At 69.7% G+C, this 15,712-nt stretch carries 16 protein-coding genes and 2 tRNA genes; 11 read left to right on the top strand and 7 right to left on the bottom strand.

Annotation, left to right across the window (positions count from 1 at the left end):
* Nucleotides 1–241: 241 nt before the first annotated feature.
* The gene (locus ACFWN7_RS13275; protein ID WP_376939287.1) at nt 242–1,537 is read right to left on the bottom strand and encodes a DUF445 domain-containing protein; all 1,296 of its coding nucleotides are present in this window, start codon (nt 1,535–1,537) and stop codon (nt 242–244) included.
* Nucleotides 1,538–1,764: 227 nt separating this feature from the next.
* Between ACFWN7_RS13275 and pheA the strand changes: the two genes are divergently transcribed.
* The 3 genes from pheA (at nt 1,765) to ACFWN7_RS13260 (ending at nt 4,100) form a co-directional block, all read left to right on the top strand.
* The gene (gene pheA, locus ACFWN7_RS13270) at nt 1,765–2,718 is read left to right on the top strand and encodes a prephenate dehydratase (protein ID WP_376939286.1); all 954 of its coding nucleotides are present in this window, start codon (nt 1,765–1,767) and stop codon (nt 2,716–2,718) included.
* The gene (locus ACFWN7_RS13265; protein ID WP_376939285.1) at nt 2,715–3,629 is read left to right on the top strand and encodes a hypothetical protein; all 915 of its coding nucleotides are present in this window, start codon (nt 2,715–2,717) and stop codon (nt 3,627–3,629) included. The genes pheA and ACFWN7_RS13265 overlap by 4 nt, the downstream gene beginning before the upstream one ends.
* 96 nt (nt 3,630–3,725) lie before the next feature.
* Nucleotides 3,726–4,100: a hypothetical protein gene (locus ACFWN7_RS13260; RefSeq protein WP_376939284.1), complete on the top strand. Its 375-nt coding sequence runs from the start codon at nt 3,726–3,728 to the stop codon at nt 4,098–4,100.
* Nucleotides 4,101–4,162: 62 nt separating this feature from the next.
* Here ACFWN7_RS13260 and ACFWN7_RS13255 read toward each other — a convergent pair whose 3' ends face one another.
* The 3 genes from ACFWN7_RS13255 to ACFWN7_RS13245 are packed head-to-tail and all read right to left on the bottom strand — an operon-like array spanning nt 4,163 to nt 6,703.
* A complete protein-coding gene (locus ACFWN7_RS13255) occupies nt 4,163–5,161 on the bottom strand; it encodes a cation diffusion facilitator family transporter (protein ID WP_376939283.1) in 999 nt (332 codons plus the stop codon).
* On the bottom strand, nt 5,158–5,637 hold the full coding sequence (locus ACFWN7_RS13250; RefSeq protein WP_376939282.1) for a transporter substrate-binding domain-containing protein: 480 nt from the start codon (nt 5,635–5,637) through the stop codon (nt 5,158–5,160). Before ACFWN7_RS13250 ends, ACFWN7_RS13255 begins: the two co-directional genes overlap by 4 nt.
* A 55-nt stretch (nt 5,638–5,692) precedes the next feature.
* On the bottom strand, nt 5,693–6,703 hold the full coding sequence (locus ACFWN7_RS13245) for a diacylglycerol/lipid kinase family protein (protein ID WP_376939281.1): 1,011 nt from the start codon (nt 6,701–6,703) through the stop codon (nt 5,693–5,695).
* A 138-nt stretch (nt 6,704–6,841) separates the two neighbouring features.
* On the opposite strand from ACFWN7_RS13245, the gene serS reads away from it, so the two are divergent.
* The 6 genes from serS (at nt 6,842) to ACFWN7_RS13215 (ending at nt 12,042) form a co-directional block, all read left to right on the top strand.
* A complete protein-coding gene (gene serS / locus ACFWN7_RS13240) occupies nt 6,842–8,110 on the top strand; it encodes a serine--tRNA ligase (RefSeq protein WP_376939280.1) in 1,269 nt (422 codons plus the stop codon).
* A gap of 8 nt (nt 8,111–8,118) precedes the next feature.
* Nucleotides 8,119–8,937 carry an HAD family hydrolase gene (locus tag ACFWN7_RS13235; protein WP_376939279.1) on the top strand — a complete coding sequence of 273 codons (819 nt, stop codon included), beginning with the start codon at nt 8,119–8,121 and terminating at the stop codon, nt 8,935–8,937.
* Between the two features lie 103 nt (nt 8,938–9,040).
* Entirely contained in the window at nt 9,041–10,342 is a 1,302-nt protein-coding gene (locus ACFWN7_RS13230; protein ID WP_376939278.1) for an LCP family protein, read from the top strand.
* 109 nt (nt 10,343–10,451) lie between these two features.
* Nucleotides 10,452–10,536, top strand: a tRNA-Ser gene (locus tag ACFWN7_RS13225).
* A 39-nt stretch (nt 10,537–10,575) separates the two neighbouring features.
* Nucleotides 10,576–11,871: an LCP family protein gene (locus tag ACFWN7_RS13220; RefSeq protein WP_376939277.1), complete on the top strand. Its 1,296-nt coding sequence runs from the start codon at nt 10,576–10,578 to the stop codon at nt 11,869–11,871.
* A gap of 82 nt (nt 11,872–11,953) precedes the next feature.
* Nucleotides 11,954–12,042, top strand: a tRNA-Ser gene (locus tag ACFWN7_RS13215).
* 25 nt (nt 12,043–12,067) lie between these two features.
* On the opposite strand, the gene ACFWN7_RS13210 is transcribed toward ACFWN7_RS13215, so the two are convergent.
* Nucleotides 12,068–13,174 carry a fatty acid desaturase family protein gene (locus ACFWN7_RS13210; RefSeq protein ID WP_376939276.1) on the bottom strand — a complete coding sequence of 369 codons (1,107 nt, stop codon included), beginning with the start codon at nt 13,172–13,174 and terminating at the stop codon, nt 12,068–12,070.
* A gap of 300 nt (nt 13,175–13,474) precedes the next feature.
* On the opposite strand from ACFWN7_RS13210, the gene ACFWN7_RS13205 reads away from it, so the two are divergent.
* Nucleotides 13,475–13,780: a HigA family addiction module antitoxin gene (locus ACFWN7_RS13205; protein ID WP_376939275.1), complete on the top strand. Its 306-nt coding sequence runs from the start codon at nt 13,475–13,477 to the stop codon at nt 13,778–13,780.
* 6 nt (nt 13,781–13,786) lie between these two features.
* Here the strand turns inward: ACFWN7_RS13205 and ACFWN7_RS13200 are convergent, their stop codons facing one another.
* Both ACFWN7_RS13200 and ACFWN7_RS13195 read right to left on the bottom strand, forming a co-directional pair.
* On the bottom strand, nt 13,787–14,824 hold the full coding sequence (locus tag ACFWN7_RS13200; protein ID WP_376939274.1) for a diacylglycerol/lipid kinase family protein: 1,038 nt from the start codon (nt 14,822–14,824) through the stop codon (nt 13,787–13,789).
* A 2-nt stretch (nt 14,825–14,826) separates the two neighbouring features.
* Nucleotides 14,827–15,093: a hypothetical protein gene (locus ACFWN7_RS13195; RefSeq protein WP_376939273.1), complete on the bottom strand. Its 267-nt coding sequence runs from the start codon at nt 15,091–15,093 to the stop codon at nt 14,827–14,829.
* Between the two features lie 145 nt (nt 15,094–15,238).
* On the opposite strand from ACFWN7_RS13195, the gene ACFWN7_RS13190 reads away from it, so the two are divergent.
* Nucleotides 15,239–15,670 carry a hypothetical protein gene (locus ACFWN7_RS13190; protein WP_376939272.1) on the top strand — a complete coding sequence of 144 codons (432 nt, stop codon included), beginning with the start codon at nt 15,239–15,241 and terminating at the stop codon, nt 15,668–15,670.
* Nucleotides 15,671–15,712 lie beyond the last annotated feature (42 nt).

Raw genomic sequence — 15,712 nt, 5'->3', positions numbered from 1 at the left:
GGATGATGTCTCAGACGACGGATGCCTCGTCCGACTGGCCGGAATCCACCCCGGAACCGCGCGCGGATGCCTCACGCGAGCGCCTGCCCGAGCGCGTTCGGTTTTCCGGGCGCACTGGACGGCTCTGCACGCGTTCGGCGAGGCGGGCGGGTGCGGCGAGGCGGGCGGGTGCGGCGAGGCGGGCGGGTGCGGCGAGGCGGGCGGGTGGTGGGGACTGCGGGCCGCGGCCTCGGCGCATGCCTCAGACGAGGGCCTGCACGCCCGTCGCGATCGTGAAGATCGCGACCCCCGCGAGCGCACCCACCACCGTGCCGTTGATGCGGATGAACTGCAGGTCGCGTCCGACCTGCAGCTCGAGCTTCTCGGTCGTCTCCTGCGGGTCCCACCGCTCGACGGTCTCGGTGATGACGCCGGCGATCTCGTGGCGGTAGTTGCCCACGACGTAGGCCGCGGCATCCGTCACCCAGTCGTCGATCTTCGCGGCAAGCTCCTCGTCGCTCGCGAGCCGCGTGCCGACCTCCATGACGGCCGAGCGCAGGCTCGCGCGCAGCTCGCTCGAGGGGTCGGCGAGCGACGCGTCGAGGGTCTCCTTGATGCTCGCCCAGGCCTCGCCGGCGAACTCGCGCACGCGAGGGCTGTCGAGCAGGTCGGACTTCACCTGCTCGACGCGGGCGATCGTCGCCGGGTCGTGCTGCAGGTCGTCGGTGAGCTCGGCGAGCCAGCGGTCGACCGCTTCGCGGAGCGGATGCCGCGGATCGTCGCGCACCGCCCGGACGAACGCGAGCACCTCGCGGTGGGCGCGGTCGTCGACGAACCGGTCGACGAACGCCGGCATCCAGCGCGGCAGCCGGCCCGAGACCATGCTGCCGAATGCGTCGGGATGCGAGGCGAGCCAGTCCTCGGCCCGCTCGAGCACGACGTCGATGGCGGCGCGCTGCTGGTCGGCGGCGACGAGCCGCGCGCCGATGCGCCCGATCGCGGGCCCCCACTCGGGCTCGAACAGGTGGCGCCTGGCGAGCTTCTCGATGACGTCCTCGACGTCGTCGTCGCCGAGCAGGGTGAGGATGCCGCGACCGGCGACGGATGCCTCGGCCGTGAGCCGGTCGGCGTTCGCGGGCGCCGCGAGCCAGCCGCCGAGGCGCCGGGCGATGCCGATCGAGCGCAGCTTGCCGAGCACGACCTCGTCGGAGAGGAACTCGTCCTCGACGAATGCGCCGAGGGTCGCGCCGATCTCGTCCTTGCGCGTCGGGATGATGGCCGTGTGCGGGATGGGTATGCCGAGCGGATGCCGGAACAACGCCGTCACCGCGAACCAGTCGGCGATCGCGCCGACCATCGCGCCTTCGGCCGCCGCGCGAACGTATCCGAGCCACGGCAGCGAGTCCTGCAGGGCGAACGACACCGCGAACACCACGGCCGCCACGACGAGCAGGCTCGCCGCCGCCCGCTTCATGCGGCGCAGGCCGAGCAGTCGCTCGGCATCGGTGGGCAGGGCGCGGCGTCGCGCCGCGGCATCCGTGCCCGTGTCGGTGGTCATGGCCGCGCCTCCTTGCCGGGGAAGCCGTCGATGGGTTCTGCAGGAAGTCTTCGACCGCGCGCGGCGTGTCGGGCCGGGACACGCCGACGATCGGCCCGGAACTTCCTGTACTGGCGAACCGCTGGCGGTGTGCCCGTCGGGCAACCGAGCAACGAGATCAACGACTTGCCCGATCCTGAGCAGATTCGGGCAACTCGGCCTTCTCGCCGCTGGCTAGGCTGGCCTGCATGACGGATGCCGCTGCGCCACGCCCCGACGAGACCTACTCGTACCTCGGCCCGGCCGGCACGTTCACCGAGGCGGCGCTCAAGCAGGTGCCCGAGGCATCCGGCAAGCACTGGCGCTCGGTGAACAACGTGGGCGAGGCGCTCGCGGATGTCACGAGCGGCCGTTCGATCGCGGCGATGATCGCGATCGAGAACTCGGTCGAGGGCGGTGTCTCGGCGACGCAGGACGCGCTCGCGACGGTGCCGGGCCTGCGCATCGTCGGCGAGTACCTCGTGCCCGTGGAGTTCGTGCTCGTCGCCCGTCGCGGCACGAGGCTCGCCGACGTGCGCATCGTCAACGCCCACCCGGTGGCCTATGCGCAGTCGCGCGGCTGGCTCGAACGCGAGTTGCCCGACCACGGGCATCTCCCGGCGACGAGCAACGTGCAGGCCGCGGCATCCCTCTTCGAAGACAGCCAGGCGGATGCCGCGGTGGCACCTCCGGGCATCACCGAGCACCTCGACCTCGAGGTGCTCGCCACGGGCATCGGCGACAACCCGAACGCGGTCACCCGCTTCGTGCTCGTGTCGCGCTCGCGCGCGCTCGCGGAGCCGACGGGCGCCGACAAGACGAGCCTCGTCGTCGAGCTGCCCACCGATGAGCCGGGCGCCCTGCTCGCCATGCTCGAGCAGTTCTCGACCCGCGGGGTCAACCTGTCGCTGCTCGAATCGCGGCCGATCGGCGACGCCCTCGGCCGGTACCGCTTCGTCGTCGACCTCGACGGGCACATCGCCGACGAACGCGTCGCCGACGCCCTGCTCGGCCTGCGGCGAACGAGCCCGAACGTGATCTTCCTCGGCTCGTACCCCCGTGCCGACCGCCGGGAGGTCTCGTACCACTCGAAGTACGACGACGAGATCTTCATCGAGGCGCGCGACTGGCTGCGCGGCCTGCTGAGCGGCGAGCCCGAGTGACCGAGAGCGCGCCATCCGAGATCGATCCGCGATTCGATCCGCGGTTCCAGCGCGGCTATGTTCCGGATGCCGCGGCGCCCGCCGCACGCAGCATCGGGGCGCAGCCCGATCTCGCGCCGCCACCCGCACAGACCCCGCCACCTGACCGCACGGAATCGATGACGGATGTCGCCGCCCCCCACGAGGAGCACGGCGACGCCGTCGAGCTCGTGCGCCGGGCGCTCGCCGCGCCGGGCCCGGACGAACCCGTCGAACCCGTTGCGGAGCGCGAGGTCGTCGAACCGGCATCGTCGCAGGAGAGGGAAGAGTCCTCCTCGGCCCCGGAGGCCGTCGAATCGGCAGAGGCAGCGGCAGCGGCAGCGGTATCGCAGGTGCGGTTGTGGTTCGTGGCAGGGTGGATGGTCACGGCCGGAGTGTTCGTGGCGGGCCTGTGGTGGGCATGGGCGGTGTTCTCCGATCCGGCGGCCTATGTCGGCGGCGGCGACATGGTGCTCCGGCAGTTGGGGTGGACCATCGCACCAGCGCTCATGCAGGCCGGCGCGATCGGAATCGCCGTCGTCACAACGCTGGCGGGGGCGACGCAGATCGCGTCGGCACGCCTCGACGCCTCGGCCGCTCGCTTCCCGCGACTTCCGGCGGTGTACGCGCTCGCCGGATCGGCGGTGGTCTCGATCCTGGCCATCGCCTGGCTCACCGCCCGAAGCACCGAAGGGGCGAGTGTCACCTTCGCGTCCGTGCCGAGCGAAGAACAGGTCGCGGCGATGGCCCTCGTGCAGGTTGCGTCCATCGCTACCGGGCCGTTCGCCCTCCTGGCGGTCGGCTCCATCGTCGGCATCGTCATGCTCGGTGCGCGGGGCGCGCGCCGATGGAAATCGCTGACGCGCAACTCCACCCCTCCTCCCCAGGCGTGAGCATGGCGGCTGAGTCGGTTCCAGCATTGCCCGCCCCGTGGCCAGGCGCTGGTGCTGGCATGCTGAGGACTCCTGATCGACAATGGGAGGGTGAACATGACCGAACCGCAGGTGTGGACGCTGATCGGCGTCTTCTCCGCGCTCATGATCGGCATGTTGACGGTGGTCTCGGCGTTGTTCGTGCGGGTGGTGCGGAGTGAGATCGGCGGGCTTCGCGGGGAGTTGGGCGGGCTTCGCGGGGAGTTGGGCGGGCTTCGCGGGGAGTTCGGCGGGCTTCGCGCGGAGTTGAAGGGTGAAATCGGCGGGCTTCGCGGGGAGTTGGGCGGGCTTCGCGGCGAGTTGATGGCCGAGATCGGCGCGCTGCGATCCGAGATGAACGCGCGATTCGAGGTCATCGATCAGAAGCTCGGCTACCTCGACCGCGACGTCCAGCTCCTGATGAGCCGGGAGTTCGGGAGCGATCGCGGTTGACCCGCCTCTGCTGAGCGGCGAGCCCGAGTGAGCATTCGTCGCGCCTCGAGAATTGCGGGGTCTCAGCGATTCCGTTCCGATTGACGGTCGCCGGCCGGCCCGCCGACCTCCTCGGGCAGCTCGTCGACGAGCACCAGCACGATGTCCTGCACCTTCCAGTCCAGATCGATGCATCCGTCGCGAGCCTCCGTCAGCGTCCGCAACGGCGGAGTTCGACCCTTCCGGGGCACGATGAACGACTCGACGTGGAAGACATGGCCCTCATCTCGCACACGCGAACCCACCTCTTCGGTCCAGGGCAACCCACGCAGGTACGCGTCGATCTTGGCGGTAACCGGGTGGGGGTGATCGTCGTCGAACGTCGTCGCCCGGGTGTCCATGAGATCGGTGATGGCCGAACGCATGTTCCTCACGCCGTCCCAGAGGATGCTGGCCGCGACGAACAGCGCCGCCGCGGCATCCGTCCACCACCAGCCGATGCCGATGCCCGCGACACCGACGATCGTGGCGACCGCGGTCATCCAGTCGGCCTTGTTCATGTCGGCGTCGGCATACAGCACCTTGTCGTGCAGCTCCTTCGCGAGCGACATCTTCACCCGCCCGAAGTAGATCGGCAAGGGGATCGTCAAGGCCATCACCGCCATCATCAGCCAGCCCAGCCAGATGGTGGTTCCGAAGATCTGGATCGAACCGATGGGCGGATGTTCCACGGTGATCAGGCCGATCGCGGAGTCGACGAGCAGGAATGCGCCCATCGTGAAGAGTGCGACGCCGGCGACGAGATGGGCGACGCCGATCGACCGGTGGAACCCGTACGGATACTTGTCGGTCGGCGGCCTGTTGACGATCCGGACCGCGACGAGGAACGCGATCGGCGGTGCGAGCGACAGGAGGTCCTCGATCCAGGCGGCCTTCATGGCCTGGGAGTTGCCGATCACGAGGTACACCATGGGGATGGCGACCGCCAGGAACGCGATCGTGTACCACTCGTACCGGATCGCCCGTTTCAGGTTGCGAACCTGCTGTTCGGGAAGCTCGTTCCGGCCGAATCGCACGGTCATCGTCGACCCTCGCGGTCCAGGAACTCCTCCAGCTCGACGAGGAAGGCGTTCTCTCCCTTCCGCACGAGCATGACGTGCTTCTCGGACCTTCCGCCGTCACCGGTCGTCTCGGCGTACGGCCGCGTCACGGCGGCACGGGCGGTCCACGGGGTGTTCTCGAGGAGGCCGCCGATGACAACGTCGAGCTCGCCGCGCTCCAGTGCGATGGCGAGCGTCGATTCGCCGTCCTCCGTCCACTCGATCTCGGCGTCCAGCTCCTCGGCGAACTGCACGATCAGCTCAGGCTCGATGCCCGACGGCGAGCGGCCCTCTGTGATGTCGGTCCATGGCGGGTTGTGGGAGACTCCCACTCGAAGGCTGCCGTCACGGACCCGGTCGAGCGTGCCGTGCGGGTCGACCGGGATGTCGATCGAGCATCCGCTCAGCACGACCGCCGTCGCCGCGATGACGGCGAGCAGTCCCCGTACTCTGCCCATAGGTCGACCTTACGACGGGTAGGTGCACGGGCAGCGGGGGATCGCGGGGACGGGCTCAGCGCGCGACGCGCACGATGAGCGCGGCGGGATCGACCGAGAAACGCACCGCGGTGACCACGCCGAACACCTCGCCGTCGATCTCGAACTCCTGGGCCTCGCCCTCGATCGTGAGCTCGACCGAACGGCCCCGGGAGTAGACGACCTCGCGCCGCCGGTTGCCGCCGGTGAGGTCGATGAGCTGACGGCCGAGCGCCGACTTCGCGAGCACGCGGTTCTCCCAGGCGACCTTGCGCCAGATCAGCAACCAGCCGAGCAGGTTGCGCGGCTGGAGGCGCACGACGTCGAGGTGCCCGTCGTCGAGCTCGGCGTCGGGGATCAGCTCGAGGTTCCCGGGCAGGTAGCCCAGGTTCGCGATGAGCACGCTCGCGACGCGCGAGCGGTGGGCGTGTCCGCCGTCCAGGCGGTGCACGACGCGGAACGGCTTCGACACGGGGATGGCACGAAGACCCGCGTCGACGTAGGCGAGCCAGCCGACCCGTCTCTTCAGCTCGGCATTGGTGGTCGAGATCATCGTCGCGTCGATGCCGACGCCGCTCATCACGAGCGACACGTGGGTCTCGTCGCTTCCGTCGGGTCGCGTGGCCTCGGCGACGAGCACGTCGACCGCGCGGTCGACGCCGCTGAGGGCGAGCACGACGGCATCGAACGGGTCGTTCACCGGGATGCCGAGATTGCGCGCGAAGAGATTGCCGGTGCCGAGCGGAACGATGCCGAGCCGCACGCCCGAGCCACGGAGCGTCGCCGCCACCGAGCGCACCGTGCCGTCTCCGCCGGCCGCGATCACGAGGTCGACCCCCGCCTCGAGCGCCTCGAGCGCCATGCCCTTGCCCGGGTCGTCCGCCGCTGTCTCGATCCAGAGCGACGGCGCGAACCCCTGCACGTCCTCCGCGCGCTCGACGGCGACGCGCAGCTCGTTCACGCCGCGCTTGGTGGGGTTGAAGATGACCGCCGCCCTCGGGCGTTCTGCGGCGGCATCCGTCACCCGGTCGTTCGCACGCGCCCCCACGGTGCCAACCGTATTGCATGCGCCCGCACGATCGCCCCCCGTGACGTTCCCTGAGCTCGTCGAAGGGAATTCGACGTACTGGGTCCGCTCCCTTCGACGAGCTCAGGGAGCGGAACGGCCCCGGCTAGACTTGCTCGGGTGATCGACCCCGTGCTGCTTCGCGAGAACCCCGAGCTGATCAAGCATTCGCAGGAGCTGCGCGGCGAGTCCGCGTCGTTCGTCGATGAGGCGGTCGAAGCGGATGCCGCGCGCCGCCGTGCGATCAGCGAGTTCGAGTCGCTCCGCGCCGACCAGAACGCGTTCGGAAAGCAGGTCGCCCAGGCACCCAAGGAGGAGAAGGCCGCCCTCGTCGCGCAGGCGCAGCAGCTCGCCGCGAGCGTCAAGGCGGCGAACCAGGCCGCGAACGACGCCGAAGGCGCGTTCACCGACGCCGTGAAGCGCATCGGCAACGTCGTCATCGACGGCGTCCCGGGCGGCGGTGAAGACGACTACGTGGTGCTCCGCGAGGTCGGCGAGATCCCCGCGTTCGGGTTCGAGCCGCGCGATCACCTCGAGCTCGGCGAGCTGCTCGACGCCATCGACATGCAGCGCGGCGCGAAGGTCTCGGGGGCGCGCTTCCACTACCTGAAGGGCGTCGGCGCCCGGCTCGAACTCGCGCTCATGACGATGGGGCTCGACCGCGCGCTCGCCGCGGGGTTCACGCCGCTCATCACGCCGACGCTGGTGCGCCCCGAGATCATGCAGGGCACCGGGTTCCTCGGCGCCCACTCCGAGGAGGTCTACCACCTCGCCGACGACGACCTCTACCTCACCGGCACCAGTGAGGTCGCGCTCGCCGGGTACCACGCCGACGAGATCCTCGACCTGTCGAACGGCCCCCTGCGGTACGCGGGGTGGTCGACGTGCTATCGCCGTGAGGCGGGCAGCCACGGCAAGGACACGCGGGGCATCATCCGGGTGCACCAGTTCAACAAGCTCGAGATGTTCAGCTACGTCGACCCTGCCGACGCCGAAGCCGAGCATGAGCGCCTGCTCGGCTGGCAGGAGGCGATGCTCCAAGACCTCGGCCTCTCCTATCGGGTCATCGACACCGCGGCCGGCGACCTCGGCTCCAGCGCCGCGCGCAAGTACGACATCGAGGCGTGGGTGCCCACGCAGGAGGCGTATCGCGAGCTCACGTCCACGTCGAACTGCACGACCTTCCAGGCGCGCCGCCTCGACATCCGCCTCCGCACCTCCAGTGGCAAGACCACGCCCGTCGCGACGCTCAACGGCACGCTCGCGACGACCCGCTGGATCGTCGCTCTCCTCGAGACGCACCAGCGGGCCGACGGCTCGGTCGTGGTGCCCGAACCGCTGCGCGGCTACCTCGGCGGCCTCGAGGTGCTCGCGCCCGTCGCACGATGAGCGAGCGGATGTCCCAGGCCCTCGCCGTCGACGCGCCCTGGCTCGTCGCGCTCGACGTCGACGGCACGATCCTGCACGAAGACGAGTCGATCGACGAGCACGTCGCCGACGCGATCGCGCGGGCGCGCGACCGCGGCCACGAAGTCACCCTCGCCACGGGGCGCTCGTGGGCCACGACGGCTCTCGTGCTCGAGCGCCTCGGGCTCAGCCCCGAGTACGTGGTGTGCGCCAACGGCGCGATCACCATGAAGCGCGACGACGGGGCATCCGGCGGCTACGCCAGGGTGCACGTCGAGACCTTCGACCCGAGCGCGGTGCTCGAGCGCATCCGCAGCCACCTGCCGAGCGGCCGGTTCATGGTCGAAGCACCCGACGGCCACCGTCTCTACACCGCGGGCATGACCGACTGGAACCTCGACAACGCGCGCGAGGTGACCTTCGAGGAGCTGTTGCACCAGCGTGCGACGCGCGTCGTGGTGGTCTCGCCCGACCACGAGCTCGAGGAGTTCCTGCAGATCGTCGAGGACATGGGCCTCCACAAGGTGAGCTATGCGATCGGCTGGACCGCCTGGCTCGACATCGCCCCCGAGGGCGTCAGCAAGGCGACGGCGCTCGAGCGCGTTCGCGGATGGCTCGACGTGCCGCTCGACCGGGTGATAGCCGTCGGCGACGGGCGCAACGACATCGAGATGTTCACGTGGGCGGGCGCTTCTGGGCGCGCGGTGGCGATGGGACAGGCGCCCGAGGAGGTGCGCGCCGCCGCCGACGAGGTCGCCGGCGACATCCATCACGCCGGGCTCGCAGCGGTGCTCGACTCGCTGCCGTGATCCGTAGGCGGCCGGGACACTCGCTGCTCTGATTCGCATCCCGCGCGTCCTTCACCGACTCAGGTGGGCCGGATATGATCAGCGCGTCGGGAGGGGACGCGCGATGAGCGATCGCACGACGCAGCAGTCCCGGGTCGAGTTCGCCCTGCCGCCGAGGCACGGTCGGATGCCGCGGCACGGCGCCCTGCGCACCACCGCGAAGACCGCCGCATCCGTCATCGCCGTCCTCGCCGTGAGCGCTGCCGCCATCGTCGCCTACGCCGCCGTCGACCTGTTCGCGTCGGTGAAGCCGCCGGTGCAGCTCGAGAGCGAGAAGATGCTCGAGGGCGTGCCCGACATCGGCGCGATGGAGGGCGGCCTGAACTTCTTGCTCGTCGGCAGCGACAAGCGCCCCGAGGACGGCGCGTTCGGCGACCCCGACGTGGAGTCGGCGACGCTGAACGACGTCACGATGCTGTTGCACATCTCACAGGACCACTCGCACGTCGAGGTCGTGAGCTTCCCGCGCGATCTCATCGTGTCGGTGCCCGAGTGCCCGAATCCCGAGGACCCCGAGGGGGAGCCGTTGCCGGCACTGTCGGAGGCGAAGATCAACGAGGTGCTGGCATGGGGTGGCCTCGGCTGCGTGGCGTCGACCGTGGAGGAGCTGACGGGGGTCGGCATCCCCGTCGGCGGCATCGTCGAGTTCTACGGAGTGGCCGCGCTGTCGTCGGCGGTCGGCGGCGTCGAGGTCTGCGTCGCCGAGCCGATCAGCGACGATTACACCGGCACCTACCTCGATGCGGGGATACATACCCTTTCGGGCATGGAAGCGCTGCAGTTCCTCCGCACCCGTCATGGTGTGGGCGACGGCAGCGACCTCGGGCGCATCTCGAACCAGCAGACGTTCCTCGCCTCGCTCATGCGCACCATGCAGAGTTCGGGCACGCTCGGCGACCCGGTGAAGCTCTACTCGATCGCGAAGGCCGTGCTGTCGAACATGACCCTGTCGAATAAGATGCAGGACCCGGCGCAGCTCATGTCGATCGCGCGCACGCTGCAGGACGTCGATCTCTCGAAGATCGCGTTCGTGCAGTATCCGACGGCCTACACCGATGGGTTCGGCGCGGTCGTCCCGTCGGAGTCGGCGGCGTTCGTGAACGCGGCGCTCCAGGCCGACCGCCCGGTGGTGATCGACCCGAACGCGACATCCGGAGCCGACTTCGGCACGGTGACCGACCCGAACGCGCCACCGGAGCCCGGGACGCCGGCGCCCGCGACGCCCGCCCCCGTCGATCCCTCCGCCACGCCCGTCGACCCCTCCGCCGCGCCCGGTCCCGACGCGCCGACCGCCGAGGCCCTCCCCGGCGATGTGACCGGCCAGACGGCAGCGGAGGTGCGCTGCTCCAGCGCCAATGAGGGCTGATGCTTCAGCACCCTCTCAGGGTGTGCTGAGAGGCTCGTCGAAGCGCGCTTCCGCTAGAATCGGGGCCTGCCCGCTTGACGATGACCTCCGGATGTCGCCGCGCGGGCCGGGAGGGCTGTCCGAGCGGCCGATGGAGCTGGTCTTGAAAACCAGTGGGCAGCAATGCCTCGTGGGTTCGAATCCCACGCCCTCCGCGCGTACCTGACGACCGACCCAGACTCGAGAGGACCTCGTTGAATCAGGAGCTTCGTCACACCTCGCGACGCGCCGCGAAGGCCCCGTCCATCGCACGCCACGGCCAGCTGAAGCCTCACGGAGCGTGGAAGACGATCGCGAAGGTCGCGGCATCCGTCGTTGCCGTCGCCCTCATCTCAGGGTCCGCGGTCGCTGCGTACGCGGCATGGGACCTCGCGAGCACCGCGAAGCCCACCGTGACGCTCGGCAACGAGGCGGTGCTCGAGGGCGTGCCCGACGTCGGTGCCATGGAGGGCGGCGTGAACCTGCTCGTGGTCGGCAGCGACAGCCGCCAGGGCCAGGGCATGGGCTTCGGCGACCCCGAAGAGGAGACCGCGGTCCTCAACGACGTCACGATGCTCATGCACATCTCGCAGGACCACTCGAACGCCTCGGTCGTGAGCTTCCCCCGCGACATGCTCGTCAACGTTCCCGAGTGCACAGATCCCGCGGACCCCGAGGGCGACCCGCTCTCCGAGCAGTACGACGTGAAGATCAACACCGTGCTCGCCCACGGCGGCCTCGGCTGCGTCGTGAAGACCGTCGAGGAGCTCGTGGGCGTCACCATCCCGTTCGCCGGCATCGTGCAGTTCATGGGCGTCGCCGGGCTCTCCGAGGCGGTCGGCGGCGTCGAGGTCTGCGTCGCCGAGCCCATCGAAGACGAGTACACCAACACCTTCCTCCCGGCGGGCAACCACACGCTCGCGGGCATCGACGCGCTGCAGTTCCTCCGCACGCGCCACGGCGTCGGCGACGGCAGCGACCTCGCGCGCATCTCGAACCAGCAGGTCTTCCTCTCGTCGCTCGCTCGCACGCTGCAGTCGAACGGCACGCTCGCCGATCCGGTGAAGCTCTACTCGATCGCGAAGGCCGCACTCGCCAACATGCAGCTCTCGGACAGCCTCATGGACCCGACGCGCATGATCTCCATCGCGAAGGCCCTGAAAGACACCGATCTCGCCAAGATCGCCTTCATCCAGTACCCGACCGCGTACGTCGAAGGCGGCGCGGTCGCGCCGACCGACTCGGCGGAGTACGTGCGCACGGCGCTCCAGAACGATCTGCCCGTGACATTCAACACCGAGGCACAGGAGTCGGACTTCGCATCGGCGGGCGACCCGAACGCGGCTCCGCCCGCTGAGGAGGTTCCCGCCGAGGAGGTTCCCGCTGAGGGCACACCGACGGATGCCGCGCCCGCACCGGCGCCCACGGTCGAAGCGCTGCCCAGCGACGTGAGCGGCCAGACCGCGGCAGAGACCCGCTGCTCGGCCGGCCGTACCCTCGACGACCAGTAGCGGCATCCGCTCGCTTGCTCGAATCGTCATCCGAGGGGTGTGCGGGTTATGATGACAGTCGCGTGTGCGCAAGCATCCGCGAGGAGACGTCGCATAGTCCGGCCGAGTGCACCACCCTGCTAAGGTGGAGTCCCCGTAAGGGGACCAGGGGTTCAAATCCCCTCGTCTCCGCTCTCGAGGCTGTTGCCCCCCGCTGCTACAGGCTGCGTCGTTGCGCGACGATCGGGCAGTCGAACGGATCCCGCTCGCCGAGGCCCACGCGGTTGATGTGGCGCAGCACGATGGCGTATGAACGGAAGAGCCCGACCTGGGTGTAGGGCACGTCGACCTCGCGACAGTACGCCCGCACGAGCGGCGCCGCACGCCTGAGATACGGCCTGGGCATCGACGGGAACAGGTGGTGCTCGATCTGGTAGTTGAGTCCGCCCATCATGGTGTCGACGAAGCGGTTTCCCCGGATGTTACGGCTCATCATGACCTGGCGTCGAAGGAAGTCGAGCTTCACAGCCGCGGGCACGACCGGCATCCCCTTGTGGTTCGGTGCGAAGGACACCCCCATGTAGAGCCCGAACACGCCGAGCTGCACGGCGAGGAAGCCGGCCGCGACACCCGGGGAGAGCACGAGGAAGACGAGCATCACGAACCCGGCGAGGCGGACGGACAGCAGGCAGATCTCGACCAGCCGGCGCTCGACGGGTTGCCGCGACAGCACTCGGACGACGCTCGAGGCGTGCAGCGATACGCCCTCCAGCAGCAGGATCGGGTAGAAGAAGATCCCTTGATGTCTGACGAGCCAGCCGCTGACAGGATTGCGACGACGATTCGCCTGTTCCACCGTGAACGAGATGACGGGGAGGTCGAGGTCGGGATCGACGCCCTCCTTGTTCGGATTCGCATGGTGCCGGGTGTGCTTGTGCCGCCACCAGCCGTAGCTCATGCCGATGAACAGGTCGCCGATGATGAGGCAGGTCCAGTCACTCATCTTCCCCGAGACGAAGATCTGCCGGTGCGCGGCATCGTGGCCGAGGAAGGCGATCTGCGTGAGCAGCACCCCGAACGCCACCGCGGTGACGAGTTGCCACCAGGTGTCCCCGATCCAGACGAAGACGATGCACGCCGCGACGAACGCCAGGGGCAGCAGCACGAGCTTGGTCCAGTAGTACCCGTAGCGCCGCCTCATCAGCCCGGCTTGGCGGACGCGCGCCGCCAGCTCGGTGAAATCGCTCGCGTGCGGCCGATCGGGCGCTCGCGGCCGGGTGCGGCGGATGACCCCCTGCTCCGACACGCTCTGCAGGTACCCCATGGCCATCTCCAGTCCCGCGTCGTACTTCGGTGACGATCGAGCCGACCAGGGTCCGGGGTGACTTCTCCTGCAGAGTACGTCGCCGCGATTCGTCGCGACAGGGGGTTGCCTCGCCCGGCGACATCTGCCGTGTCCGAAGGGCGGATGCCTCGTGGTTCAGGAGTTCGGCACTGGGTCGGCGCCCCCAGTGCGACCTGTACCGTCTGCTGCGTTGCGTGATGCGCACCGCGCTACGCTCGAGGGTGACGTTCGAGTTCCGAGAAGGAACGCCTACGTCCTTGATTACGAGGACTACCACTGATGGACGAGCTGAAGCCGATGCACAACCCGCCGCACCCGGGGGAGTTCATCTCCGAGGTCTACTTGGAGCCGTTCGGGGTGAGTGGGCGAGCCCTCGCCGCGCAGCTGGACGTCGCCGCGTCGACGCTGAGTCGCGTGCTCAGCGGCGCGAGCCGACTGACCCCCGAGATGGCGCTGCGGCTGTCGAAGGCACTCGGGCGCAGTGCGGAGAGCTGGCTGGCGATGCAAGACGCGCACGACTTGTGGGTCGCTCGCCAACGCCTCGACCTCGGTCGCGTACATCCGCTGGAGCTCGCATCGGCTTGAGCACTCTCACTCGGCACTCGGCTCCGCCTCGGCGACCGGCACGCGCACCGTGAGGCCGCCGGCGTCGATCCACATGCGGAACGCCCGGGTGACGCCGAAGCTGTCGCCGTCGAGTTCGAGTTCCTCGGGGCGGCTGAGCACGACCTCGAGCCGTCGACCCTTGACATAGCGCAGCGCGTCGACGTCGGGGCTCATCATCTGCCGGCCCAGTTTGGTGCGGCGCAGCACGCCGTTCTCCCAGATGATCTTCACGAAGATCTGGATCCAGCCCCAGACGCTCTCGGGTCGTAGGAACACGGCCTCGAACCGGCCGTCGTCGATCGCGGCGGTCGGCAGGAGCAGGATGTTCGCGGGCAGCGATCCGCAGTTGCCGACGATGAGCGTATGCGCCGAGACCGTGCGGGTCGAACGCCCGTCGAACCGGTACCGCATGCGCAGCCGGTTCTTGTCGCGCAGTGCCTTGCGGGCCGCGTCGACGTAGGCGAGCCAACCGACCCTCGCCTTCAGGTCCTCGTCGGTCTGCGACAGCATCTTCGCGTCGAGACCGAGTCCCGCCATCACGAGGAAGGCCTCGCGTTCGATGCCGCCGCCCTCGCGCCGGATCTCGGCCCACGCGAGGTCGATCCGACGGTCGGCGCCGCCGAAGGCGACCCCGATCGAGTGCGCCATGTCGTCGAGGGTGAGGTCGAGGTTGCGTGCCAGGAGGTTTCCCGTTCCCGACGGCAGCAGCGCGAGCGACGCCGAGGTGCCGGCGAGCACCTGCGCGACCGCCCGGATCGTGCCGTCGCCGCCGGCCGCGATCACGACGTCGGCGCCCTGTTCGACCGCCTCCTTCGCCTGCCCGGTGCCCGGGTCCTCCTCCGAGGTCGCGAACCACATCGTCTCCGCCCAGCCGGCTGCGCCCGGCTCGGCCGCGACGGCCGCGCGCAACTCGTCGGCGTCGACCTTCACCGGGTTGTAGATCACCGCGGCGCGGCGCCGAGGCGTCGCCGTGGCGCTCTCATGTGGGCGTTCCCGTCGGCCCTCGGTCGCCTCGGCCGTCATGTTCAGCGCTCGACATCCTCCGGGTCGAGGTCGACGTCTCCCGCGTCATCGGGACCGCCCGTGCCGGGTACCGCGCGGATGCGCGACGCGTCGATGTCATCGTCGACGCCGTCGGGCAGCGGATCGGCCTGCTTCGCCGCGGTCTCAGCCTCACTGCCCGGGCTGTAGCTGACGTCCTTGCGGGTCTGCTCGGTGTCGCTCAGCGGCGCCGGCTCGCCGGGCTTCGATTCGGGGTTGCGCGGCGCGGCCGTCTCGTCTTCGGTGCTCATCTCGTGAGCATACGAGCGGGTGGGCGCACTCGGGCAGGGCCTTGATCGCGTGCGCGAAGTGTGCCACTGTCGGGCACGATCGGCCGGACGCGTGTCAGGGGGTGCTCGCTAGGCTGGGGGACACCGAGAATCAAGGGGATATTCCATGGAACGAATCACGAAGTCTGCCGCGCTCGTCTTCGCGGCTGCTCTGCTGCTCGCCGGGTGCGCTGCCGGTGGCGCAGGTGACGGCGGTGGTGGAACCGCCGGCGACGCCTGCGACACGATCAAGTCTGACGTGCGCGACATCTCGAACGGCGCGCAGAACACGCTCGCCGCGGGCGGCGACCCGAGCGACGTGCAGGCGACGCTCGAGGAGTACAGCGAGCGCGTCGTCGCGCTGGCCGAGGAGGCCGGAGACGCCGCGTCAGACGCGCTCAATGCGCTCAGCGAGAAGCTCGACGAGGCGGCCGAGTTCGCGTCGACCCTGCCGAGCGATCCCGAGGCCGAGGCCGACGCCGACGCGGTCGCCGAACACCAGACCGCCATCCAGGAGGCTGCGTCCGAGGCCGGCAACGCCTGCACCGACGAGGGCTGAGTCACCAACGAGGGCGGCGCGCGGCATCCGATCGGCGGATGC

Origin of the sequence: Agromyces sp. NPDC058484, from assembly GCF_042720415.1 — a bacterium.
In the GTDB taxonomy this organism is placed as follows: domain Bacteria; phylum Actinomycetota; class Actinomycetes; order Actinomycetales; family Microbacteriaceae; genus Agromyces.
Note: the sequence above shows the minus strand (reverse complement) of the source record. Positions and strands in the feature narration are given on the sequence as shown.